We start from the raw sequence: 23,701 nt of genomic DNA, 5'->3' as shown, positions 1-23,701 counted from the left end.
CAGATCCGTTTTAACTTTTTTGAATCACAAAGGTATATACATTACTGTCTTCTGAAGTTGACAGTAAAGAAAAACCAACCAGAGCTACGTACTGAGGAATATCTTTCAAAGATCCAGCGTCGCATGTTTTCACACAAAGACACTCACCTTTGGCCATTTTACTTAACGCCATTTTGGCTTTGAGTAGAGGCATGGGACAACGATCTTCTCTTGCATCCAAGATTACGTCATACTGATTCTCTAGATTGACTGTCATTTTATAATTTTCCAATAAATGCATTAGCCGTATTATGAGACTATTTCCAAACGTTACAACAAGCTTTGCTATCTTAGCCATTGTTTTTACAAGCACTTTATCTTGCGTGAGCCAAGCAAGCATCCCTGACTTGGAAGCGAACAAAGACGAAAGATCCTTATCTAACCCCTCGTATATTTTGGGGCAATTTTGGTTTAGGAAGCTTAATGGTAGCCGTGCACTTATCGATTTCCCACCGGCCTACAACTACCTGAAAGACACACTTTCACGCATACTTCCACAGACGAATTTATACAACACTACAGTTGAAATGACGCTATTAAATAGCTCACAAAGCAACGCTTTTGTTATCCCTGGCAACCACCTTTTTATCTATTCAGATATTATGGAGATGATCACTAGCGAAGACATGCTGCTTGGGCTTCTTGCCCATGAAGTCGCTCATCTAGAGCTAAGACATTATGAACGACAACAAAGAAACTCAGGGCAAGAGCTGCAAAAAACATTAGCTATGTTAGGAGCTGGGCTTGCTGCAGCGCTAGCTGGAGCAGGCTCTGATGCGACGACAGCGCTTTGGCTTGGTGGAATAGCGAACCAAGCAGAAAATACTTTAACTTACAGCCGTAACCAAGAACAAGAAGCAGATCGACGCGGGCAGGAATATTTAAATAATGCTGGATTGGCTCCTGATGGTATGTCTAAGTTATTCCAAGCATTCTTTAAGAAAGCACTCGGTCGCCCAAAACTAGAATTTCTCTCCACACATCCATCACCAAACACACGACTGTCCGATTCGTTTAACACCGACACAAAGAAAACCATTCTAAGTCAAAAAACAAACAGTGAATTCGAATACTTTCGCGCCAGCCTACTCGCCTACAGAGCAGGCATCGAAGACAACCCTTATACCTATCTCGATCAAAACATCCAATATGCTGACGCCCAAAATTTTGCGAAAGCATTGTTCTCCTACTTGATACAGTCACCCGAGCGTGCTCTTGTATTTTTAAATAATATAGAAAACTCAAATGGCTTTTCAGATTATCTTAAAGCACTGAGCCACACACAGGCAAAGCAAAAAGAAAAAGGACTCGAAATCATACAAGATAGACTGGCGTTAGCGCCAAATGACATATTATTTTCAATGCTTAACTCACAACTAACGCAGACTAAACCTAACACTATTGATTCAAATTATCTTTATGAAAAAAGACTAATGTGGCGCGCCAATATTCAGTACTATCAGTCCGTAAATAATCTTCCAATGGCACTGCATTACAAAGCCCTTTTAGATTTCAGCCAAGGAAAAGAAAAAGCGGCACTTTTCTTGATTAAGAGAGCTAAAAATGACGCTTCTGAAAATGAGAAAAATACCATTCTAAAAACAGAGGCTTTATTTGAAAGAGTTATTGAGGCAGAAAAACAAGAAGATTTAATAGATGATAACTTTGATTAATTATAAGCATAAAAAAAGCCAAACTAATGTTTGGCTTTTTTATAAATAACGATACATTATTCTGCAGATTGTGCGTGTAACTCATTAAACTGAGCTTGAAGCTCTGCGTGTTTAGCTTGGTAAGCTGAAGTTTTCTGCTCGTTTGTGTAAGCACCATTTAGGTTCACACTTGAATCAACGTCAGCCCCCATGTTTTCAAGGGTGACAGAAAGAGCTTCTACGCTACCTCTTGCACTTTGAAGACGTTCGTAAGACGACTCAGTTGCTGCAAAAGCAGATGTCGCCAAAGCAGAAGTTGTCACGAGAGCGAGTATTGCACGATTTACATTATTCATAGCTAACTCCTTAAAATAGATATTCGTTAAGATAGTATTAGTGTGAACTATTACTGAGCGTTAAGGTTATTAAACTGCTCTTGAAGCTCAGCATGTTTAGCGTTATAAACAGCGGCTTTTTGGCTAAAAGTATATGCACCGCTTAAATCAACGCTAGTATCCACATCAGCGCCCATATTTTCTAATGTAGTACCCAATGCTTCTACACTACCTTTAGCACTTTGTAGGCGCTCTTCAACAGTATCATTAGCAAATGCAGATGTTGTCATTACCGCTGCAGTTAATAGTGCCAAAGATGTTTTAGTAAATGTTTTCATATTAATCTCCTTTTGAGAGTAAGTTTTATATTTAAGATTTAAATCGTTTTGCGTTTCGATAAATTTATAATAGTCCTTTCATGGAAATTAAAAAGGGGTAGCCGATCTCTTCCACCTTTGTTCCAAATACGACTCAATACACGCAAGATTCGTTAAAAATCACATCAAATCTGTATAAACCAGATAAATATGATTAAAAAGACACCAAATAAGGAGGAAATAGACAAATATTACAACCGATGTGATGTGCACGCCTTAATCTGCAACACAAATTAGTAGGGATATATCGAATTTTTTGTTAACCTAAGACTAATATTTAGATGTGAACGATTATGATACCTCTAGCTTTAATTGATAATTTGGAACATTTGCCGAACCCCTTTACTCAGTTTGAAAGTATTGCGGCCGACTTATCAAAAAACACACCCCATCTTACTGAGCCGGAATATCGTCGAGACCTACAACTCGCTTTGTGCTTTATTTATAGCTATAACGGTTCTAAGGCAACCTTTAACTCCTACCGCAGAGAAGTCGAACGCCTACTGCTTTGGTCATGGAACATAGCCAAATGTCCTTCTATCGAGTTAAGACGCGATCAGATTGAAGAGTTTATCCATTTTTGTATTAGCCCACCGGAAAGCTGGATTGGAACCAAGAATGTGGCACGCTTTAAACTACACATGGGCGCAAGGGTACCTAACAACGATTGGCGTCCCTTTGTGGCTCATGTAAGTAAATTGGATTTTAAAAACGGTGAATCACCTCAAACCAAGCAGCACTCACTTTCGCAAGCGGCCATTCGTGCGACCTTCTCTATCCTGTCGTCTTATTATGGTTTTTTAATGCAAGAAGACGCCGCCCAACAAAACCCTGTTGCGCTGATTCGCCAAAAAAGTAAATTCGTCAAAAAAGAAGTCACTCGTAAACAAGTACGAAGAATTTCAAACCTGCAATGGGATTACGTGATTGAAACTGCTGAAATGCTCGCAGAGGAAGACCCTGCTCAGCACGAACGCACCCTATTTATTATGAATGCCTTACTTGGTATGTATTTGCGAATTTCCGAACTGGTTGCGGATGAAAGGTCGGCGCCCGTGATGGGAGATTTCATTAAAGACTCTGATGGGCATTGGTGGTTTAAAGTATTGTCTAAGGGAAACAAGGAACGACTGGTAGCCGTCTCGGATGAGATGTTGAAGGCATTAATACGTTACCGACAATTCCGAGATTTACCCTTGCTACCAACCATTGCAGAAAACACACCATTGATTCCTAAAAACCGTGGTCAAGGTGCCATGACCAGCTCTAGACAAGTGCGTAATATCGTGCAGTCCTGCTTTGATAAAGCCTACGAAAGAATGTGCGAGGATGGAATGAGAGCTGATGCTGATGACCTTCGAGTTGCAACCGTTCACTGGTTACGCCATACGGGAATCTCTGAAGATGTAAAAACACGACCAAAGGAACACGTTAGAGAAGACGCCGGTCACGCGAGTATGGCAACAACCGATAAATACATTGATACAGAATATCGAGAGCGCCATGCTAGTGGCCGTAAAAAAGCATTGCGACCACATTAAAGACTAGAGCCCAAAAAGGCGAACACGGCCTCTTAGAGGGGCCTTGTTCGTCTTTTCTGTTTAACACAAACTATTTTGACCAACGCTCCAAGCTTTTCTCATCCTTAATATTGGCCTCTACCCAATGACTTTCATTGCCTTTAGACTCTTTTTTCCAAAAAGCGGCTCTGCTTTTTAAATAGTCCATAATAAAGTCACATGCCTGAAACGCTTCAGCTCGATGTGATGCACTCACGCCAACAAAAACAATTTGATCATCCACTTTTAAACGACCAACACGATGCACTACACAAACGTCCAAAAGAGGCCATCGAGAATACGCTTCATCGACAATTGCCTGCAAGTTATGCTCGGTCATGCCAGGATAATGCTCCAGCTCAAAGCTTGAATCTTCTTCTGGGTCATCAGCAAACTGACGAACTAGGCCAACAAACATGGCAACAGCACCCGTTTTATTGGCTTTTAATAGGCTTTTGTATAAAGCATCAACATCAAAATCGTTTTCTTGTACCAGAATCATTTAACCTCCAGTAACGGGTGGAAAAAAAGCCACTTCATTTACGTCCTTGGGTACAAGATCCGCATCTCTTGCGAATTCGAAGTCAATTGAAGCTTGAATGCCTTTTTCAAGTAATGCCTGACCTTTATCTAATTCAGATGCTAATTGTTGCTTGAGCTCAGCAATACTTAAAGGGGCGTCTAACTCAGTCATATACTCACTATGACCAATTCTTTCCCTTAACGAGGCAAAAAAAACCACTCTTACCTTAGACATTAGCTTTACTCCAATTACCGCTTTTTCCGCCTTTCTTTTCTAGCAAAGACACGTTCTGAATTACGATACCTTTATCAACGGCTTTGCACATATCATAAAGCGTCAATGCAGCGACACTGGCGCCGGTCAATGCTTCCATTTCCACGCCAGTTTTGCCGGACAGTGAACAAGTGCACAACACTTCTAACTCACAGTCACTCGCAACATTTATGTCCACTGTTACCTTGGTTAACATCAACGGATGACATAACGGTATCAGGTCAGAGGTCTTCTTAGCGGCCTGAATGCCAGCAATACGAGCCGTTGCCAGTACATCTCCTTTTGGCAGCCCCCCTTCAATAACCTTAATCAAGGTACTAGGCTGCATAAGCAAAATAGCCTGAGCCGTCGCTGTACGCTTAGTAATTTCCTTATCTGAGACATCCACCATGTGGGCATGGCCTTGATGATCCAAATGGGTAAGTTTATCGCTCATAAAAATCCTAAACAGTGTACATAAATTTGAAATGTCGCCTATATTTTAAGAAAGCCCTTACGATTGCAAGAAAAGATGCAGCAAAGCCATCATAAAAAGGCCTATATAATGAATTAATAACGTCGTCGTTTTAGTAAAATAGGATCGAACGGAATGGTATCTAGGCGAATTTTATTATCTGTCCTACTAACGACGCTCTTATGCGCACCTCTGACAGCTATTTCGAATGAAGAGATCAGGATTGATAAAACCCTCCCGACGTTAAAAGAAACATATCCACTCTCAGCACAAGAGGCATTGTTTTCAACCGAATTTGAAACCAGCCACTACGAGCCGTCGCAACATTTTTCAAACCAAGCTTATTGGCATAAGTTGTCTTTTCCAATAGGCGACGCTCCAAGCTCGCAGCCTTCGTTTTACCTTAACTTGAATTACTACGTTATTGAACACCTAGATTTTTTCCTTTTCCATGGCGACACCCTTAAGCAGCATTGGAAAAGAGGCGCGCTGGATAACTGGCAAGATGATCAACAAAAATACGATGGAATTTGGATACCCGTTACTCTTTCACCTGATGAAGTAACCACCTTATTGGTTAGAAAGCAGGGCAACAGCCCCCTACTAACTCCTTTCAAACTGTTTGATAGTGAAAAAGCCGCACAGAAAAAAGAACAAAAATTGTTATTTTGGACTTTTATTATTAGCAGCTTGGGGATTTTACTGGCGCACAATGTCTTTGTGTTTGTCTTACTAAGGCAACCAGGATTTATCTACTATCTTGGGCTGAATGTCGTCATATTCCTCGCGTTATCGATAATTACGGGCTTTAATCGGTGGATATTTTCGGAAACGATTAGCCAATGGCTAATCAATAACTTATTCGTCGTTTTTGGCATTGGTGCTTGGATACTTTTCCGATTTACCGTGCAATTCCTTCAAGAAGTGCAAATTCCTTCACGAAAGTCACTGATAAGACAATACGGTGATGTCTTATTCATTACCTTTTTGGTTGCAACACAATTCATCTCAGTCAAATCCTCAGCCTTGTTCTTTGCTGGGCTAGAATTGTTTATGTTAATTATATGCTTATATTGGGGAATCAAAGCCTATCTAAAAGGCTTTACAGCTGTACGATTTTATTTATTTTCTTGGCTCTTTCTGATCGCTGGCAGCATCTTAAATACGTTGATTTTCTGGAAAATTCTACCTATCAATCTCATTACTGAATCAATCCTCCCCATCGCATGCATATTACAGTTACTGGGGTTTTCATTTGCGTTTGCCGATAAGGCAAAACACATTGAGCAAAATCGATTACTGCATGCCATCACAGATATAACAACAGGTTTACCAAACCGAGCCTACTATTTCGATCAGTTACCCAAGTTATTAAAAGAGTCTGACAAGGACGCTCATGAGCTTGCCCTTATTATGATTGATATGAGTAATCATCAAACATTAAGCCAAGCTTTAGGCCCTGTGAAAGCCGACTCTGTCATTGGTGAAGCAATCAGCAATATTCATCACCAGTTAATAAAATTTACAGGTCTAATGTCGTTTCCTCTTCCAAACAAGAGTACCAAAAAGCTTATTCGACTTACTGCAACCCACCTAGTAGTAATCAGCACCGAGCCTACCTATTTAAAAGAGCTCATTCGCGATTTACAACGGGTCTTAGATAACCCCACACAGCTAGATAGAATACACTTTAGACCCCAATATAAAATTGGTACGGCTCTTTACCCTTCACAAGGTCATGATCTGAATACGCTCTATAAAAATGCCCTTACAGCAAGTCAGTCTGTCACATACTCATCGGGGAATTGGGCCGCCTTTACAGACAATGTAAAAAATAATCATGCCCATCAGCTCAACCTCATTACCTTACTCACGAACGACATTGAGCATGAAAAGTTGTATTTCGACATCCAACCACAGGTCAATTTAACAAACCAGAGCCTTGTTGGCGGTGAAGTATTGATTCGCTGGCACAACCAATACCTAGGTCAAGTTTCCCCTAGTGAATTTATCCCCCTAGCCGAGCAGACAGGTTTAATTTACAAGCTCACAGACATGCTGATTGAAAAGGTCTTTTCTTGGGCTTCTGCAAATCCACAAGCAGTGGCTAATCAATATTTATCTATTAACATCTCAGCGCTTGATCTATTGCAAGAAGGTTTTGCTCGTCGAATGGTAACGAGTGTGACAAAGCATCAACTAGAAGCACAAAAATTTACCATAGAAATCACAGAAACCAGTGTGTTTGATAACAACACAATTGTTCATAACAATGTTAAACATCTCCATAATGCTGGTTTTAAAATTGCCATCGATGACTTTGGTGTAGGCTATAGTTCAATGCAAAATATAGTCGCCCTAGAAACAGACGAATTAAAAATAGATCAATTTTTCGTGATGAACTTACTGAATGATCCGCAAAGTCAAATTTTATGTCGTAACATGATCGACCTGAGCAAAGCGCTGGACATAACAAGCGTAGCGGAAGGGATTGAATCCGAAGGCATATTGCAACTATTGCGACAATGGCGTTGCCAAATTGGACAAGGTTACCACTTGTACCGCCCTATGACGCCAGTTGAGTACCTTGCCTTGTTAGCGGAAAAAGATCTGCCTTTGTCAGAGCCTGTAAATCGTGCATAATGCGTCATACACTTATTCTTTCCTAGATATAAAACGGTAAGTAACCAAAATCCCATGAGCCTAAAAGACGACTATCAATTACTGGACATCCCCACCAGTGCCAGTGAGCAGGAGGCAAAAGCCGCATTTAGACGTTTAGCAAGGCGCTATCATCCCGATAAAAATCCAGATACAGACACCACAGAGTTATTTATAAGGCTTCAAACGTCCTATGAGAATGTCATTAGCGCTATTCGCCAAGGCGCCTTAGTCAATGACTGGAAACCCTTTAGCTTTACAAGCGAAAATACCTACAGCTCTGGCGCAAAAAACCGTTATTCCAATTTTTCGAAAGCGACAGACAAAGAACAAGAAGCCTTCATCAAAGAGCGACAGCGTGCTTACGAAGAAATGAAGCGTAACAATGCTCATCACGAGAAAACCCGTAATGAAGCGATTAAAGCCGCGCGAAATACGCTCAAAGAAAAACGCGTTAAGGCGCTCTATGAAGAGGCGTTCAAAGCCTCTAAAAATTTCACCTCACAAGGCTACAGCTACACAGATAGCCCAAATGATGGAAAGTCAGACATACCGCCTTACCAATCTTTTGTAGACGATGACGACGATTATCAAAGTGGGAGCACTCAACAAAGCACACCTGTCAGCCGACCTATTCGATTAGATGCTGCAAAAGCGGCCTTTCGAGCTGCAACTTATATCGCTTGTTTCGCCGCCGGAATATATGCCACGCTCTATTGGCAATCTTCCAAGGAAAAAGCAACACCATCACCGCAAACAGCAACCTATGTAAGCGGCCTGTATCCTCAATTCCGCGTTGGGCCGGGCTATACACTTACCAATACAACGCTTTATGCCGAACCAGATACATCCAGTGCCATCCTAAAAACCATACCAACCAATGCAGACTTGCTAGGAATAAAACTCCAAGGTGATTGGTTGACTGTACGCTTTCAAGGTGTCAATGGCTGGGTTCAAACCAAAAATATTGGTTATGGCAATGTGCAACACGCTATGCAAACAGGCTGCATCGGCCAGCCTGGGATTGCCCCGCAACACGGTGAGTTAATTGGTAAAGCAGAAGGCAGCAGCCGACTGCGTATTCTTAACCAATTGCCAGAGCACAGCATACTGACTTTTGAGTCATACGATGGGCAAGCGCCCTTTTCCATCTACTTGTATGGAAAACAAGCTTATGCCGCAAATTACATCCCAAGAGGCAACTACCGATTGGTGTTAGAGACCGGTTCCCTGTATCATCACGCCTGTAATCAATTCATATTTAATGACACAAGCAAAGTCATCTTAGAAAATGTCGATTTTGCTAGCACAGAGCAATCGCTCACACTAAAGCCATAACTATCCTAACTGACAAATAACCCTGAGTACTTCACGACCCATGCTAAGTAACATCCGAATTGTACTAATCAACACCTTCCATCCTGGCAACGTCGGTGCGATTGCCCGAGCCATGAAGAACATGGGCTTAACCAATCTTTATCTGGTTGATCCAAATGACTACCCATCGGAAGAAGCCACCAGTCGAGCTGCTGGCGCTGTTGACCTATTAGAAAACGCCACTATCGTTGACACGCTAGAAGAAGCCATTGCTGACTGTAGCCTTGTCATCGGGACCAGTGCTCGTCATCGCACCTTCCAACTTCCTATAATGAATGCGCGTGAATGTGCTGAAAGCGTTATTCCTGAAGCGGTTAATCACAATGTGGCTATCGTATTTGGCCGTGAAACAACGGGCTTGCTAAACGATGAAATCGCCCAATGTCACCGCCAAGTTTATATCGATGCGAATGATGAATACCCTGTATTGAACATTTCACAGGCTGTACAAATAGTGGCTTATGAAATTTGGATGGCAAACCAAAACAAAGAGAACTACAAAAAAGAAACGCCTGAATACCCGCACAAAAAAGACATGGATTTGTTCTATGATCATTTAGAAGAGACCCTTTATGGCATCAACTTCATCATTCGTAACCATCCGGGTAAGGTTTTAGACAAGCTGCATAGATTCTTCAATCGCTCTCGCCCTGAGAAACAAGAATTGGGGATTTTACGAGGTGTACTGGCCGCCGTACAACGTGAAGCAGGTTTAACCGAAGCCAACAACCACCCAGAGAAAAAAGCCAAAGACGCATTAAAGGATTCTACTAACAAAGAATAAGCATAAGGCTTTTTAATCAAGATTCGCTAAAACAAAAAATGCAGCCAATTGGCTGCATTTTTTTATATTCTTTCACAAGAACTGAAAGTCTTACTTTTCAGCGCGACCGGCAAACTTACGCTCTTCAACGTTAACTTTAATACGGTCACCAGTAGAAATATGTTCTGGCACTTGAATAACCGCACCAGTCGACAATTTAGCTGGCTTGTTACGTGACGTTGCAGAAGCGCCTTTGATAGAAGGATCCGTTTCAACAACCTCTAACTCAACATTCGTAGGTAACTCGATAGCAACAGGTGCATCGTTAACCAAAACAACTTGAATACCAACAGTGTCTTCATTAACAAACAGAATTTCTTCTTCAATTGCACTCTTATTCAAGCTGTATGGCGTGTAGTCTTCGTTGTCCATGAAAACATATTCGTCGCCATCAGAGTATGAAAACATCGATTGACGACGAACAAGATCGGCCAGATCGATCATATCGGAGTCTTTGAATGTTTCATCCAATTTACGCCCCGTTACAACATCGTACATGCGCATACGGTAAAGACTGCCACCAGCACGCCCCTGAGGTACAGAGCGTTCAATATCCCTTACAATGTATGTTTTGTTGTCATAACTAATAGCAACATTTTTTTTGATCTCACTTGCCTTAGGCATTTTTCTTCGTCCTAAAATTACGTTCTATAAAAATAAAAATGGGTAATTAAATTCATTGCAATTTTGAAAGCAAGATCCTAATCCAGTTTGCCAATATTCGCTAGATAATAAATCATCATTTCATCAACAAAGCGGTCAAAAATCTCGAAATGCCAACGACTCTTAGTCGTCGGCTTTCATATGAGAACTCATGATCACTTGATAAATAGGATACAAGACATCCGCACCCAAAATCTTAGCGCGCTCAGGTGACCAGCCAACTATATCGTCAGGCAAATTTTGATTGTCTTTAAATGGCATTTCTAAGGTAAAAGACAAACATTTATAGGTTTCCCCTACCCATTTTGTTGCCACCGTCAAATTCGCTTCACCAAATTGATCTGGGGTATAACCAATCTCAGTCTGAAAATCCGGGCTAACTGCAGTGAAGATATTTTTGAACAAGGTCTCCATGGCTTCCATACGAGCATCAAAGGATGGAACACCTTGGCATCCATCAACGAAGTTCACAGGCAGAGCTTCATCACCATGAATGTCTAAGAACATATCAACGCCTGTTTCAGCCATTTTCTTTTGTACTGCCAACACTTCTGGGCTGAATTCTGCCGTTGGATTTTTCCATTCGCGGTTCAAATTCACGCCTTTAGAATTCACTCGCAAATTACCGTGCACAGCGCCATCTGGATTCATATTCGGAACGACATAAAATCGACAATGCTTCAACAAAGCACGTGCAACCGGATGAGACTCATCAAACAAACGCTCCAGCAAACCTTCGACAAACCATTCAGCCATGGTTTCACCTGGATGCTGACGCGCAATAATCCAGATATTTTTGGCTAAACCTTGGGTTTTGCTGATTTCTAACAAAGTGATGTCACGACCTTCTGCCGTTTCACCCAAATGATCGGTAATGCAATCTTCATTACTTGCTGCCCAAGCGATCATATCTAAATGACGCTCATAGCTGTATGGCGCAAAATACGCGTAATACACACTGTCTTGCTCGGGTTGATGCGTAATTACCAATTTGCCGTCTACGTATTTTGTTGGAACACGGAACCAATACTCTCTATCGTAAGAGGCTACCGCTTGATAATCGACCCAACCATCTGGGTAAGCAGCATCGCTAGCGTTCTCAAATTGAATGACACATTGTTCACCCATGCCGCCTTGTAAACGAAAATAAAACCACTGCAAAAATTTAGAGTTTGTATCATTAGGGATCTTTACTCTAATATTGTCCGGCTCCGAAGCATTAATAACGGAGATGTTACCGCCATCAAACGCACTACTGATCTTGATTCGGCTGGTCATTTATTCTTCCTTAACAATCAAACATTGGTTCTAAATTATGGCAAGTTTACCTATATTCATGACGGCTGTCGCCAACTCTTCCGACGAGCCAGCTTTTCCATTACTTTTCACCTGGTCTACTCATGAAGCACAAGTAAAAGAAGTATTGGTAATACCCGACGACGAGTGGCTAGAAAACCACCGTATCGAGCCTAACGCACTCGACCTTGATGAACAACAGCTCTACGAATTCGGCTACGAAGCCAGCGACATTCTAGCGGAATGGATCAATGAATTTGATACCGATGTCATTTACGCACTTGAACCCGAATCGCTTAACCTGTTGGTCGAGACTACTTACGATATAAAAGGATTAGAGCCAAGCTTTGAAGTACAAAGTATTCACTCATGGTTTGAAGAACGGGATGTAGATCTAGACGATGCCGTGAAAGAGCAAGGTCAAACAACACCTTTGCACTTGCTGCCACCAGATGAACTCGTCATTCAGCTGCTACAAATTGCAGTAGAACACGGGCTTATCGACCCAAGTGATATTCCAGTGATAGAAGACTAAGTCTTAACAAATAGTATGAAGTAACAAAATTTAGCCACCCAGCTTATCATTCAAGTGGGTGGCTAAATATTTTAAAGGGCAGCAAGTGTGTGAGTGAATAAACTGCGCACACCGTTTACCAGCATTTGTACAGACATCATCAATAGCAACATCCCCATCAGTCGTTCTAACGCAGCCAAGCCTTTCTCTCTTAAGATTCTGTTCAGCAAAGGCGCCAGTGCCAAAATAATCACAGAAATTGCCCAAGCTGCACCAACAGAAATAAGTAAGTCTTGCTGATCATTTGGGTAGCTTTTCACCATCACCAACAAGGTCGCTAACGTAGAGGGTCCCGCTAGCATAGGAATAGAAATCGGGACAATGAAGGGCTCCATCACAGGCCCCGTGTCTTTCGCATAAGCAGAAGGAAATATCATCTTCAAAGCAATCACAAATAAGACCACGCCACCAGCGATTGAAATAGACTCCGTTTCCAAATGCAACAGCGCCAAAAACTCAGCCCCAAAAAACAAAAAACTCACCAAAATAATCAAACCGATTAAGCCATCGCGCAACACGATTTGATATTGGCGCTTCTGGGGAACCCCCTTCATCACTGACAACAAAATAGGAATATTACCGAACGGGTCGATAACAAACAAAAACAGTAAAGTGGCAGATAGAATGGAAAACTCAGTGCTCATTAGATTCTCGGTTAGTGTTACTGGAAAATTAGGGTGGGGATTTTACCGTATTACTAATCTTGGTGATACCTGAGAGCGCTTATAAGCAATGCTAAAATGACGGCATCAAAAACCACCTTGTTTATCGCCTATCTTTATATTAGAAAACCGCTCTATAAAGCTTAAGAAACTCTTAACAGGTTATTCAAACCATGGCAGGTTAAATCGATTTCCCCCTGATTACTCCCAAAACATAAAAAAGAATGTAAAACAACGTACTTTTGTAACTTTTTATTAAGAAATCTCATCGCAAAAGTCCGTCAAAAAAATTACCATTTGCCACCAAATTATCTCCCTAAAGTCCTTACAGGAAATTTCATGAAAAACCCCTTCGAAAATCTCTCTATCGGGCTAAAACTTGTATGTGGTTTTGGCCTAGTTTTATTGTTAACACTTATCGTCGCGATTGCTGGCTTTTTAGGTGTTGATATGCTGCTAGAACGAGCCCATAAGGTTCAATTGTCCAACCAGCTTAATAGCATTGTTCTAGATCTTAGAGAACAGCGTAAATTATATCTTAGTAACGGTAGCGAAGATGCTTACCATGGCGTCATCAATATTGAGACAGACTTATCGAAACAGTTTAAAGACTCTTTCAATATTTACACTGGTGAAACAAGCTTAGCCATCGTAAAAGAGGCTTCCAGTGCCTTAGATAAATATATACTCGCATTTGAAGAAGTTCACACATTCCGCCAAGACTGGGGGAATACTGGCAAAAAAGCAGCCGGTATTCGTAACGAAATCAATACCCAAGCAGACCAGCTAATCGATAGCCTTAGCGGTTCCAGTGATATAAATGCCGTAACAACTACTTTACGCATGTCAAGGGAACTCTCTGACACTATGTTAATCATCACAACGAGTGTCGCTAAAGGAAACCCCATTCCACTGAACATAATCAATGTTCGTATCCCAAAAATTGCATCCGAAATGGAGAAACTGCAACTCACAGGGCAGTCGCAAGCTATTCAGCAGAAAATCAATGAGCTATTTAAAACCTACCAAGGATTACTCGCTCTAAACCCTCCTCTGACGCTGAAATTGGATAACGGAACTCAAAAACTTGCAGAATTGGCAACAACTATTACTGATAAGCTTGAAGATTTAAAAGCGCTGCAACAAGTCAAAAGTGCTGAAGATGGCGCTAAAGTTCGCATGTTACTCATATGGGTTACCATCGCAGCTATCTTCATGGGATTATTCTTCGCGTGGTTTATCCGCCGCATGATAGTCACACCAATGAATGATGTTACTTTGGCGTTAGAGTCCATTTCTGCCGGTGACTTGACTGAAAGTTACTCCACTGAACGTCGCGATGAACTTGGTAAACTCTACAACGACATCGGCAAAATGAGCCTGACATTAAACAAATTGATCTCAGAAGTTGTTAGCGGTGTACTTAACCTAAGCTCGACAAGCGAGCAACTGGAAGTCATTACCAAGAACAGCCAAAGTAGAATGCAGTCTCAGCGAGATGAAACAGACCAAGTAGCGACAGCCATAAATGAAATGTCTGCAACCGTTGCAGAAGTCGCTCGCAATGCTGAAACAGCAGCCTCTGCCACGACGGCCACTGACAAAATCGTCGATCAAGGTAGTGCTATGGTTAATCAGACAGCAACTCAGATCAGCAATCTAGCCATCGAGCTTAACAATACCAGCCAAACCATGGAAACACTAAAAGAACGCTCTGATAATGTCGGAAACGTACTAGAAGTGATTAAGGCTGTGGCTGAACAGACAAACCTATTAGCGCTTAATGCTGCGATTGAGGCGGCTCGAGCTGGTGAAGCGGGTCGCGGATTTGCCGTAGTGGCAGATGAGGTTCGTGGTTTAGCAAGTCGAACTCAAGACTCAGCAAAAGAAATTGAAGACTTAATTCACTTACTACAAAGCGGTGCGCAAGAGTCCCTAGATAAAATTCAAACCAGCCGCGATTTATCTATTAATAACGCTGAGCAAGCGAAAGAAGTTGTTGCACTCTTTGCAAGCATCAATATGGAAATGGGCCATGTGCAAGATATGACTCAACAAATTGCGACAGCAGCAGAACAGCAGTCTCACGTTTCTAACGAAATAAGCAGCAGTGTTGAAAATGTTCGCCAGTTAGCGGATCAAACCACGGAAGGCGCTGCTGAATCGGCAATGGCGGTTAGCAACTTAAAAGCGTTAAGCCTCGAGCTAAATGCGTTAACTCAACGCTTTAAAATCAAACGTTAAAGCCCCCTCCCAAAGCCCCCTGTATAATCAGGGGGTTTTACAACCTTCGCAACCTTCGAATTGGCTTAACAGTAAAGACCGTTTTCCTAATCGCTAAGAAACATGAAAATTCACCCTCTCTGCCACTTCTCATCTTAAATTTATATTACGCGATGGTTTTTTTTAGTACTCTGCTCCTCTTTACTACTTTATTGCTCCTATCCCGCATGCTAAAAAACAAGATCTTATTATTGTCTCTTTTACTGGTTATACCTTTTCAACTGGCCATTGCCGCACCAGATTTCACTGCAATTGAAGGTCAAGCAAGACTGTCAGATGACACTTACCTAGAACCAAGCACACTAGAGCAACGACTTAAAGAACAAGGCCAAACCTTAATTCATCAATCCGTCATTCCCTCATCTCAAGTGAGTTATTTTTTAAGTCGCGCCAATAATATTCAAACCATTGCCATTCGAGGAACGGCAAATCTAGAAAACGCCATGTTGGATTTAAATTTACAACTGCACCCAGACACAGTACTTGATATAAAGCTACATCAAGGCTTTGCTTCTGGAGCAAAAGCCATTTACCAAGATATCAAACCTTTTCTCGTTAAAGATCAATCTATCGAACTCACAGGCCACAGTCTGGGAGGAGCGATTGCCGTGATCCTTAGCATGTATCTACAAAACGATGGTTACCCAATAGAGCAGATCATCACCTTTGGCCAGCCTAAAGTCACCAATGTCACTGGTGCGGACAAGTTTGGCAACCTACCTTTAACAAGAGTTGTCACGGAAGATGACATTGTGCCTTTAGTACCGCCTATCAGCCCAATGCAAATAAAAGATTTAGATATATTCTGGCACATGGGAGAAGAGATTATTCTCATGAAAAAAGGGGAATTTGCCAAAACTAGCGGCGTGAAAGCTATGCTCAGAGCGACCAAGTTCACCACCTCTATTCCCAGTGAAAAGAACCTACAAGCCCACAAAATGAAGACCTATTTGGACTTAATAGAAGCGCTTCAATCCTCTGCAAAGGAAACGACCTACAAGACAGAGATTAGTATCTTTGGCTTTTCCTTCGATTAGCCATCTACTTACTCATTTTATCAACCCCTTCCTGTGACGTTCGACGTAATAAGTTGTACACCTACTCTACTGACGCTACCTCAAGACAATCTTTTTAGCCCTTACTTTTAAGCAAATAATAGAGAAAAAGGGTTCCTTCCCAACAGACTATTAAAAATTCTTATTCATAGGAATACTTCTTAACATACTGTTTTTTAAGACATTATATCGATAGCAAAAACACGCCGAATAAACTTTTTCTATACAGCACTTGACTACATTAGTTATACATCATACAACTTAACAAAGAAGATAAATGAAATGCCGTTTTGATTTTAAAATCACATCATTTCATCAATTTTGTTTAGCTTCTTGCATATAAAAAGTTTCTTAAAGATAAAAAATACTAAACAGGATACTTAATTTATGATCATTAAATCCATTACAGTGGACGTTTTCACATTTCTCAGTCGCCGATCTGTAGATACCGCAGGCCACGCTCATCCGGGAGATGAAAAGCAAACCCAAATGGCCATGTTGCGAATCACAACAGAATCCGGAGACGAAGGATATTCTTTTGGCCCTCCAGAAGTTATTCGCAAACACATCCTAGATGCTTTTGCTCGCAAGGTACTGATCGGGCAAAACGTAATGCACAGAGAACGTCTATGGCAAGAACTTGCTCATTGGCAGCGTGGCAGTGCAGGACAACTAACAGATCGAGCTCTTGCTTTAGTGGAACAAGCTTTGTGGGATCTTATCGGTCGAAAATTTAATACTCCTGTTTATCAACTTCTTGGTGGTTACCGAGATAAAGTCTTAGCTTATGGCAGCACAATGTGCGGCGACGAACTTAAAGGTGGTTTAGCAACTCCTGAAGACTATGCCAACTTTGCAGAAAAACTCGTAAAACGAGGCTATAAAGCCATCAAACTTCACACTTGGATGCCTCCTGTTTCCTTTGCTCCTAGCCCAAAAATGGACATTCGTGCCTGTGCCGCTGTGCGCGAAGCTGTTGGTCCAGATATCGCCTTAATGTTAGACGGCTACCATTGGTACAGCCGCACAGATACATACAAAATTGGCAAAGAGCTAGAACGACTGAATTTTGAATGGATCGAAGAGCCAATGCCTGAAGAATCTACGGAGTCTTATGCATGGCTAACAAAAAACTTAGACATCCCTGTATTAGGCCCAGAATCATTATCAGGCAAACATTTTAGCCGTGCGAGTTGGGTTAAGAATGAAGCCTGCGACATTTTACGTGCTGGCGTTGCAGGTGTTGGTGGTATTGGACCTTGCATGAAGGTTTCTCACCTTGCCGATTCTTTCGGAATGAACTGTGAAATCCACGGGAATGGCGCTGCAAACCTTGCGGTAGTAGGAGCAATAAAAAATTGCTCTTGGTACGAACGCGGATTACTTCACCCATTTCTAGAATACGATGATATACCTGCCTACCTTAATAGCATCGTAGATCCTATGGATGAGGACGGCTATGTCCACTTACCTCAAAAACCAGGTTTAGGGGAAGACATAAACTTCGAGTACATCGCCAACAACATAGTGGAAACCTACTAATTAAATCAGATAAAAAACCGAAACGTCGCTGACATTATGATCAGCGGCACTGCTTATCCAATACAAAAATAAAGAGGAAGCAAAAGAATGAACGTTTCAAATCTGCTTAAATATTGCGCACTTTCAATCGCTATTAGTAGCACTATCGTACCCAGTGCTAATGCTATAACACCTGAAAATCAATTGGTTATCGGTATGAGTATGGATAACCTGTTATCCCTCGATCCCGCTTCAGCCAGTGGCTTAGATGTCGTTAGCGTAAACTCTAATCTATACGACATGCTGATTGAATTAGCACCAAAAGAACCGTCTAAAATATCACCAGCTGTCGCGAAAAGCTGGTCTATTAGCGAGGACGGTAACCGCATAACATTTGAATTACGAGATGATGTTATTTTCCACTCCGGAAACAAACTGACAGCACATGACGTCGCTTGGTCGTTACAACGTGTTTTGAAGCTTAACCTAGCCCTAGCTTCAACATGGAAAACATACGGCTTCACTGCTGATAATGTCGAACAATTTATTCAAGCAAAAGACGACTATACAGTTGAAATTAGCTTGCCAGAAAAAACAGACCCTAACTTAGTACTTTATACACTCGGTAGCTCTCCAAGTGCTTTTATTGTTGATAGTAAAGAGGTCTTAAAACATGAAAAAGATGGCGATTTAGGCCACGCGTGGCTAACCACAAATGTTGCTGGTTCAGGCCCTTTTCAATTGAGAGATTGGCGAGCAAAAGACCGTGTTCTAATGACCAGATTCGATGATTATTGGCGCGAGCCTTCCGAAATGAAGCGTATAGTAATGCGCCATATGACAGAGTCTCAATCATTGCGCTTAATGCTGGAGCGTGGCGATATTGATATCGCCATGGGAATGTCGGTTCCTGACATCGAAGCCTTAAAAAAAGACGATAATATCCGTTCGGAAGCGACGATCCGTGGCACACTTTACTATGTCGCAGTAAGCATGAAAGACGATAAGTTTTCGAACAAAAAAGTGCGCGAGGCAGTGCGCTATTTGATCGATTACAAAGGAATAAACGATTCAATCATGCCGAATTATGGTGTTTTGCACCAACGCCCGCTCAAACTAGGATTGGATGCAACTCTCCCTGAACCTGGTTATGCATTAAATGTCCAAAAAGCCAAAACGCTTCTAGCAGAAGCAGGCTATCCAGACGGGTTCAAAACCAGCATTAGAGTGTTGTCTCAACTTCCATTTATCAATATCGCTACAAGCTTGCAATCTACTCTTGCTCAAGCAGGTATTGATGCAGAAATCATCACAGGTACAGGCAATCAGGTCTATGGCGCAATGCGCGAACGTAAATTCGAGATGTTGGTTGGCCGAGGCGGTGGCGGTATTGAACCACATCCTCACTCAAGCTTGCGCTCATTAGTTTACAACCCTGATAACAGCGATGAAGCCAAACTGACTAATTTTCAAGGCTGGCGTACTGGATTTTATAGCCCAGAAATAAACACCATTATTGAAAACGCGCTGCTAGAGAAAGACGCACAAAAGCAAATTGAAATGTATCAAGATGTTCAAAATATTTATGAAACTCAAATTGGAGCCATCTTCCCCGTTTCACAAATGTTAGACACCGTTCTGCTTAGAACCGATGTGAAACACTACGAAGGCCACCAGGCGGCAACGACTCGGTTACGAGAAGTTACTAAAGAGCGTTAAGAGAATTCTTTTACAACGAAAGTGCTGGCCTACTCTGTCCAGCACTAGCCACTAGTTACTTTGTAAATAGTGGCTTTCTCACCATTATTTTGGAGATTTACTTTGCTTACTTTCCAGTTATCAAATAAGCGTTTTAAGCATTTCTTTGGTGGACTTAGCTCCGTCGCCATTACGCTATTAGGTTTGCTTGCATTGACGTTTTTTATCGGTCGAGTAATGCCCATCGACCCTGTTCTTTCTGTCGTAGGGCCAGATGCTGATAATTCAACGTATGAACAAGTTTACAAAGAAATGGGGTTAGATAAGCCCCTCTACACTCAGTATTTATATTATTTAAATGACATTGCTCATGGAGACTTTGGTAACGCCCTACTAACAGGTCGTCCAGTAATAGAAGATATTGCACGTGTTTTTCCTGCAACACTGGAGCTCGCCACTGTCGCGATTATCTTTGGTATTGTTATCGGCATTCCATTAGGTGTGTACGCTGCCGTTAACAAAGGTCGCGCTGTTGACCATATTATCCGAGTTATCAGCCTCTTTGGTTATTCAACACCCGTATTTTGGGTAGGGATGATAGGTCTAATTATCTTCTATGCTTGGCTTAATGTCGTTGGTGGATCTGGGCGCGTAGATTTAGCCTACGATGGCTTTGTCGACCCAGTTACTGGGATGTTATTGATAGATTCTGCTCTGGCAAGAGACTGGGATGTATTTCAAAGTGCGATTAAGCACATCATTTTGCCTGCCTTTATACTGGGATTGAACGCTGTTTCATTCATTACCCGTATGACACGCAGTTTCATGTTAGAGCAGCTTTCACAAGAATATATTTTGACTGCCCAAGTTAAAGGTTTGCCTAAACGTGTGGTTATCTGGCGTCACGCGTTTCGCAATATTCTTGTGCAATTGCTCACTATTATTACCCTCTCCTACGGCTCGTTATTAGAAGGTGCCGTTTTAATTGAAACGGTTTTTGCTTGGCCAGGTTTTGGACAATACCTTACTAGTAGCCTTTTGCTCGGTGATATGAATGCCGTGGTCGCATCAATTTTACTCATTGGTCTAATTTTTATATCACTGAATTTACTGACAGATTTGCTTTATCGAGTATTTGATCCGAGGACACGAAAATGATTACAAATTCAACAATGAAGTCGTCTTCAATCTCAAAATCAACTAATGCCAACCTAATGATGTTATTAAAAACTGTAGGTCATGGCTGTAAACGAATCATACGTAATCCTTTGACCGCTGCGGGTCTTGTTGTCGTGATATTGCTACTTGTAATAGCGGTATTCGCACCTTGGATTGCAACTCATAATCCGCTTGCTCAGCAGCTCAGCAATAGCTTACAGGCACCTAGCGCTGAGCATTGGTTCGGTACCGATGAATTTGGAAGAGACATCTTTAGTCGTCTTGTCTATGGTTCTCGTATAACCCTGTATATCATTGCATTAGTTACCATAATTGTTGGACCAATAGGTTTAGCAATAGGCACCATTTCAGGTTATTTCGGTGGCATCATCGATACCGTTTTCATGCGAATCACGGATATTTTCATTTCATTCCCTGGGCTTGTCCTAGCCTTAGCCTTTGTTGCTGCTTTAGGGCCTGGCCTTGAACATGCTGTTATTGCTATTGCTCTAACAACTTGGCCGCCTATAGCTCGCTTGGCAAGAGCAGAAACCCTTCAATTGCGTAAAGCGGATTATATTGTTGCGGTTCAATTACAAGGTGCCTCTTCTACACGAATCATTTTTCGCCATATTGTTCCAATGTGCCTATCTTCCGTCATCGTTCGTCTAACAATGAATATGGCTGGAATTATTTTAACCGCAGCAGGTTTAGGCTTCTTAGGACTAGGTGCTCAGGCCCCTTTGCCTGAATGGGGGGCGATGATATCTACAGGCCGTAGCTATATGTTAGAAAATTGGTGGCTCGTGGCCGCACCAGGCGCTGCAATTATGCTCGTCAGTCTGGCATTCAATTTACTTGGCGATGGTTTACGTGACCTACTCGACCCTAGAAACTAAAGGTGTGATTTTTATGGAAGATACAAAATTAGAAGTTAAAAATCTCCAAATTAGCTTTTCTCATGAAGGGAACCAAGTAAATGCAGTACGTGACGTCTCATTTACTCTAGGGCAAGAGAAGCTAGCGATAGTTGGAGAGTCTGGATCAGGTAAATCGACGGTGGGCCGAAGTTTATTAAAACTTCACCCTAAAAATGCCACAGTGAAAGCCGAAAAATTGCAATTTGGTGATATCGATTTGTTACAGGCAAACGATAAAACCATGCAGAATATTCGCGGCCGCAGAATATCGATGATAATGCAAGATCCAAAATACTCACTGAATCCTGTCATGAAAGTTGGCGATCAAATTGCGGAAGCTTACCTTGCTCATTACAAAGTAAGCAAAAAAATCGCCAAAGAAAAAGCCATAACTATGCTTGAAAAAGTACAAATTCGTGACCCAGAGCGAGTCTACTCTCTTTACCCTCACGAAGTATCAGGCGGAATGGGTCAAAGGGTTATGATTGCAATGATGTTAATTCCTGAGCCAGAAATAATCATTGCGGATGAACCCACCTCTGCACTTGATGTATCCGTTCAGCGCCAAGTACTTAACTTACTTGATGAGTTGATCAGCGAACGCAATATAGGGCTTATCTTTATTAGTCATGACCTAGATCTGGTACGTAATTACTGTGACCGCGTACTGGTTATGTACGCAGGCCGAGTTGTGGAATCTATTAAGGCCAGTGAACTTGAAAATGCGCAACACCCATACACACAAGGCTTACTCAAAGCACCGCCTAGAATAGGCGATATTCGAAACCGCCTTCCAACCCTGCAAAGGGATCCAAGCTGGTTATTCAATTAAGGGGAGCTTTATGAATATAATCGACATTGAAAAACTCAACTTATCTTTTGGTAGTGGTGTTAATGAAAGCAAAGTTTTACACGACGTTTGTCTTCAGATTCAGGCAGGGGAATCCTTTGGTCTAGTAGGTGAATCTGGCTCAGGAAAAACAACTGTCTTACGCTGCCTAGCAGGACAATATCATCACTGGTCAGGTCAGCTGTCTGTGAATGGCAAGCAATTGCAACATAAGCTCGACAAAAAACGCTGCATCGATATGCAAATGGTTTTTCAGGATCCATACGGATCATTGCACCCAAGACACAGTATTGAGACCGCGTTAGCGGAACCTTTGAAAATTCATAAAATGGACAACAGAGACGAACGGATTACCACCATACTGAAAAAAGTAGGCTTGGATAATAGCTTCCGCTATCGGTCGCCACATCAATTATCTGGGGGGCAACGTCAACGCGTAGCTATCGCTAGAACCTTGATACTTGAACCAAAGATCCTTTTATTGGATGAACCTACTTCAGCGCTGGACGTTTCAGTGCAAGCTGAAATCTTAAATTTATTAAAAGACTTAAAGGAAAAAGAAGGTCTAACGTATCTTATGGTTACTCATGATTTGGGTGTCGTGTCTTATCTCTGTGATCGTGTTGCCGTTATGCAAAGTGGCCGCATTGTAGAAACCATATCCTCTGACGATCTTGCTAATCATAATGCATCAGAACCTTACACTAGAATGCTTCTGGATTGTTGCTATCATACAGAAGCAACAAACGTAATAGCTGAATCTAATATTTATTAGAGCATACAAATAGTGTTTTTAAGCGCTCAGTAAAAGAGCGCTTTTTTTCATTTCAGACCAATAGCTAAACGATACTATTTCATAAATTCATCTTGGTTCTTATTCTACGAATACGCCCTGCCTGAGAAATACTCGAATTGTAAAACGCTACGTTGCATTTTTTGCAGTGCTTT

General features: G+C 41.7%; 23 protein-coding genes. 14 read left to right on the top strand and 9 right to left on the bottom strand.

Annotated features, from left to right (window positions below):
- Positions 1-10 precede the first annotated feature (10 nt).
- Positions 11-256 carry a sulfurtransferase TusA family protein gene (locus C1X04_RS08745; protein ID WP_110572333.1) on the bottom strand — a complete coding sequence of 82 codons (246 nt, stop codon included), beginning with the start codon at positions 254-256 and terminating at the stop codon, positions 11-13.
- Between the two features lie 34 nt (positions 257-290).
- On the opposite strand from C1X04_RS08745, the gene C1X04_RS08740 reads away from it, so the two are divergent.
- Entirely contained in the window at positions 291-1,712 is a 1,422-nt protein-coding gene (locus C1X04_RS08740) for a M48 family metallopeptidase (protein WP_137169697.1), read from the top strand.
- A 56-nt stretch (positions 1,713-1,768) separates the two neighbouring features.
- Here C1X04_RS08740 and C1X04_RS08735 read toward each other — a convergent pair whose 3' ends face one another.
- Together C1X04_RS08735 and C1X04_RS08730 are read right to left on the bottom strand one after the other, a co-directional pair.
- Positions 1,769-2,047, bottom strand: coding sequence for a hypothetical protein (locus tag C1X04_RS08735; RefSeq protein WP_110572328.1), 279 nt, complete (start codon positions 2,045-2,047; stop codon positions 1,769-1,771).
- 50 nt (positions 2,048-2,097) lie between these two features.
- Positions 2,098-2,364, bottom strand: a complete 267-nt coding sequence (locus C1X04_RS08730) for a hypothetical protein (protein WP_110572326.1) — start codon at positions 2,362-2,364, stop codon at positions 2,098-2,100.
- Between the two features lie 332 nt (positions 2,365-2,696).
- Here C1X04_RS08730 and C1X04_RS08725 point away from each other — a divergent pair, with 332 nt between their 5' ends.
- On the top strand, positions 2,697-3,944 hold the full coding sequence (locus tag C1X04_RS08725; protein WP_110572324.1) for a site-specific integrase: 1,248 nt from the start codon (positions 2,697-2,699) through the stop codon (positions 3,942-3,944).
- A gap of 70 nt (positions 3,945-4,014) precedes the next feature.
- Here C1X04_RS08725 and C1X04_RS08720 read toward each other — a convergent pair whose 3' ends face one another.
- Genes C1X04_RS08720 through moaC form a run of 3 tightly spaced genes read right to left on the bottom strand, consistent with a single transcriptional unit; the run spans position 4,015 to position 5,194 of the window.
- Positions 4,015-4,464 (bottom strand): molybdenum cofactor biosynthesis protein MoaE, encoded by a 450-nt coding sequence (locus C1X04_RS08720; protein WP_137169696.1) that lies wholly within the window; start codon positions 4,462-4,464, stop codon positions 4,015-4,017.
- Positions 4,465-4,719 (bottom strand): MoaD/ThiS family protein, encoded by a 255-nt coding sequence (locus C1X04_RS08715; protein ID WP_137169695.1) that lies wholly within the window; start codon positions 4,717-4,719, stop codon positions 4,465-4,467.
- Positions 4,712-5,194, bottom strand: a complete 483-nt coding sequence (gene moaC / locus C1X04_RS08710) for a cyclic pyranopterin monophosphate synthase MoaC (RefSeq protein ID WP_110572318.1) — start codon at positions 5,192-5,194, stop codon at positions 4,712-4,714. Before moaC ends, C1X04_RS08715 begins: the two co-directional genes overlap by 8 nt.
- 153 nt (positions 5,195-5,347) lie before the next feature.
- Between moaC and C1X04_RS08705 the strand changes: the two genes are divergently transcribed.
- From C1X04_RS08705 to trmJ, 3 genes are read left to right on the top strand one after another with little or no spacing between them, the layout of a single operon-like run.
- Positions 5,348-7,855, top strand: a complete 2,508-nt coding sequence (locus tag C1X04_RS08705; protein WP_137169694.1) for an EAL domain-containing protein — start codon at positions 5,348-5,350, stop codon at positions 7,853-7,855.
- Positions 7,856-7,909: 54 nt separating this feature from the next.
- Entirely contained in the window at positions 7,910-9,211 is a 1,302-nt protein-coding gene (locus tag C1X04_RS08700) for a J domain-containing protein (RefSeq protein WP_137169693.1), read from the top strand.
- Between the two features lie 40 nt (positions 9,212-9,251).
- On the top strand, positions 9,252-10,034 hold the full coding sequence (gene trmJ, locus C1X04_RS08695; RefSeq protein ID WP_110572314.1) for a tRNA (cytosine(32)/uridine(32)-2'-O)-methyltransferase TrmJ: 783 nt from the start codon (positions 9,252-9,254) through the stop codon (positions 10,032-10,034).
- 90 nt (positions 10,035-10,124) lie between these two features.
- Here trmJ and yeiP read toward each other — a convergent pair whose 3' ends face one another.
- Together yeiP and C1X04_RS08685 are read right to left on the bottom strand one after the other, a co-directional pair.
- On the bottom strand, positions 10,125-10,697 hold the full coding sequence (yeiP, locus tag C1X04_RS08690) for an elongation factor P-like protein YeiP (RefSeq protein WP_110572312.1): 573 nt from the start codon (positions 10,695-10,697) through the stop codon (positions 10,125-10,127).
- Positions 10,698-10,859: 162 nt separating this feature from the next.
- Positions 10,860-12,014, bottom strand: a complete 1,155-nt coding sequence (locus C1X04_RS08685; RefSeq protein ID WP_137169692.1) for a M14-type cytosolic carboxypeptidase — start codon at positions 12,012-12,014, stop codon at positions 10,860-10,862.
- A 37-nt stretch (positions 12,015-12,051) separates the two neighbouring features.
- Between C1X04_RS08685 and C1X04_RS08680 the strand changes: the two genes are divergently transcribed.
- Positions 12,052-12,567 (top strand): hypothetical protein, encoded by a 516-nt coding sequence (locus C1X04_RS08680; RefSeq protein WP_137169691.1) that lies wholly within the window; start codon positions 12,052-12,054, stop codon positions 12,565-12,567.
- Between the two features lie 71 nt (positions 12,568-12,638).
- On the opposite strand, the gene C1X04_RS08675 is transcribed toward C1X04_RS08680, so the two are convergent.
- Entirely contained in the window at positions 12,639-13,250 is a 612-nt protein-coding gene (locus C1X04_RS08675; RefSeq protein ID WP_137169690.1) for a MarC family protein, read from the bottom strand.
- Between the two features lie 357 nt (positions 13,251-13,607).
- On the opposite strand from C1X04_RS08675, the gene C1X04_RS18440 reads away from it, so the two are divergent.
- The 8 genes from C1X04_RS18440 to C1X04_RS08635 all read left to right on the top strand — a co-directional run bounded on the left by C1X04_RS18440 (position 13,608) and on the right by C1X04_RS08635 (position 23,528).
- The gene (locus tag C1X04_RS18440; protein ID WP_175404914.1) at positions 13,608-15,512 is read left to right on the top strand and encodes a methyl-accepting chemotaxis protein; all 1,905 of its coding nucleotides are present in this window, start codon (positions 13,608-13,610) and stop codon (positions 15,510-15,512) included.
- A 230-nt stretch (positions 15,513-15,742) separates the two neighbouring features.
- On the top strand, positions 15,743-16,588 hold the full coding sequence (locus C1X04_RS08665; protein ID WP_254682367.1) for a lipase family protein: 846 nt from the start codon (positions 15,743-15,745) through the stop codon (positions 16,586-16,588).
- 405 nt (positions 16,589-16,993) lie between these two features.
- Positions 16,994-18,148 carry a mandelate racemase family protein gene (locus tag C1X04_RS08660; RefSeq protein ID WP_110572300.1) on the top strand — a complete coding sequence of 385 codons (1,155 nt, stop codon included), beginning with the start codon at positions 16,994-16,996 and terminating at the stop codon, positions 18,146-18,148.
- Between the two features lie 87 nt (positions 18,149-18,235).
- The gene (locus C1X04_RS08655; RefSeq protein WP_110572298.1) at positions 18,236-19,846 is read left to right on the top strand and encodes an ABC transporter substrate-binding protein; all 1,611 of its coding nucleotides are present in this window, start codon (positions 18,236-18,238) and stop codon (positions 19,844-19,846) included.
- 102 nt (positions 19,847-19,948) lie between these two features.
- Complete coding sequence (locus C1X04_RS08650; protein WP_217495009.1) at positions 19,949-20,983, top strand: ABC transporter permease; 1,035 nt, start codon at positions 19,949-19,951, stop codon at positions 20,981-20,983.
- Positions 20,980-21,882 carry a nickel transporter permease gene (gene nikC, locus C1X04_RS08645; RefSeq protein ID WP_137169688.1) on the top strand — a complete coding sequence of 301 codons (903 nt, stop codon included), beginning with the start codon at positions 20,980-20,982 and terminating at the stop codon, positions 21,880-21,882. The genes C1X04_RS08650 and nikC overlap by 4 nt, the downstream gene beginning before the upstream one ends.
- A 13-nt stretch (positions 21,883-21,895) precedes the next feature.
- A complete protein-coding gene (locus C1X04_RS08640) occupies positions 21,896-22,735 on the top strand; it encodes an ABC transporter ATP-binding protein (protein ID WP_137169687.1) in 840 nt (279 codons plus the stop codon).
- Between the two features lie 10 nt (positions 22,736-22,745).
- A complete protein-coding gene (locus C1X04_RS08635; protein WP_137169686.1) occupies positions 22,746-23,528 on the top strand; it encodes an ABC transporter ATP-binding protein in 783 nt (260 codons plus the stop codon).
- The last annotated feature ends 173 nt before the right edge of the window (positions 23,529-23,701 follow it).

Source organism: Marinomonas sp. FW-1 (genome assembly GCF_005222245.1).
Lineage (GTDB): Bacteria > Pseudomonadota > Gammaproteobacteria > Pseudomonadales > Marinomonadaceae > Marinomonas > Marinomonas alcarazii.
The sequence above is the reverse complement of the archived record's forward strand: the minus strand, read 5'-3'. Positions and strand labels throughout refer to the sequence as shown.

Bases quoted from the DNA above. Each gene is read 5' to 3' on its own strand.
- C1X04_RS08745 (WP_110572333.1), bottom strand. From the start codon at position 256: ATGACAGTCAATCTAGAGAATCAGTATGACGTAATCTTGGATGCAAGA.
- C1X04_RS08740 (WP_137169697.1), top strand. From the start codon at position 291: ATGAGACTATTTCCAAACGTTACAACAAGCTTTGCTATCTTAGCCATT.
- C1X04_RS08735 (WP_110572328.1), bottom strand. From the start codon at position 2,047: ATGAATAATGTAAATCGTGCAATACTCGCTCTCGTGACAACTTCTGCT.
- C1X04_RS08730 (WP_110572326.1), bottom strand. From the start codon at position 2,364: ATGAAAACATTTACTAAAACATCTTTGGCACTATTAACTGCAGCGGTA.
- C1X04_RS08725 (WP_110572324.1), top strand. From the start codon at position 2,697: ATGATACCTCTAGCTTTAATTGATAATTTGGAACATTTGCCGAACCCC.
- C1X04_RS08720 (WP_137169696.1), bottom strand. From the start codon at position 4,464: ATGATTCTGGTACAAGAAAACGATTTTGATGTTGATGCTTTATACAAA.
- C1X04_RS08715 (WP_137169695.1), bottom strand. From the start codon at position 4,719: ATGTCTAAGGTAAGAGTGGTTTTTTTTGCCTCGTTAAGGGAAAGAATT.
- moaC (WP_110572318.1), bottom strand. From the start codon at position 5,194: ATGAGCGATAAACTTACCCATTTGGATCATCAAGGCCATGCCCACATG.
- C1X04_RS08705 (WP_137169694.1), top strand. From the start codon at position 5,348: ATGGTATCTAGGCGAATTTTATTATCTGTCCTACTAACGACGCTCTTA.
- C1X04_RS08700 (WP_137169693.1), top strand. From the start codon at position 7,910: ATGAGCCTAAAAGACGACTATCAATTACTGGACATCCCCACCAGTGCC.
- trmJ (WP_110572314.1), top strand. From the start codon at position 9,252: ATGCTAAGTAACATCCGAATTGTACTAATCAACACCTTCCATCCTGGC.
- yeiP (WP_110572312.1), bottom strand. From the start codon at position 10,697: ATGCCTAAGGCAAGTGAGATCAAAAAAAATGTTGCTATTAGTTATGAC.
- C1X04_RS08685 (WP_137169692.1), bottom strand. From the start codon at position 12,014: ATGACCAGCCGAATCAAGATCAGTAGTGCGTTTGATGGCGGTAACATC.
- C1X04_RS08680 (WP_137169691.1), top strand. From the start codon at position 12,052: ATGGCAAGTTTACCTATATTCATGACGGCTGTCGCCAACTCTTCCGAC.
- C1X04_RS08675 (WP_137169690.1), bottom strand. From the start codon at position 13,250: ATGAGCACTGAGTTTTCCATTCTATCTGCCACTTTACTGTTTTTGTTT.
- C1X04_RS18440 (WP_175404914.1), top strand. From the start codon at position 13,608: ATGAAAAACCCCTTCGAAAATCTCTCTATCGGGCTAAAACTTGTATGT.
- C1X04_RS08660 (WP_110572300.1), top strand. From the start codon at position 16,994: ATGATCATTAAATCCATTACAGTGGACGTTTTCACATTTCTCAGTCGC.
- C1X04_RS08655 (WP_110572298.1), top strand. From the start codon at position 18,236: ATGAACGTTTCAAATCTGCTTAAATATTGCGCACTTTCAATCGCTATT.
- nikC (WP_137169688.1), top strand. From the start codon at position 20,980: ATGATTACAAATTCAACAATGAAGTCGTCTTCAATCTCAAAATCAACT.
- C1X04_RS08640 (WP_137169687.1), top strand. From the start codon at position 21,896: ATGGAAGATACAAAATTAGAAGTTAAAAATCTCCAAATTAGCTTTTCT.
- C1X04_RS08635 (WP_137169686.1), top strand. From the start codon at position 22,746: ATGAATATAATCGACATTGAAAAACTCAACTTATCTTTTGGTAGTGGT.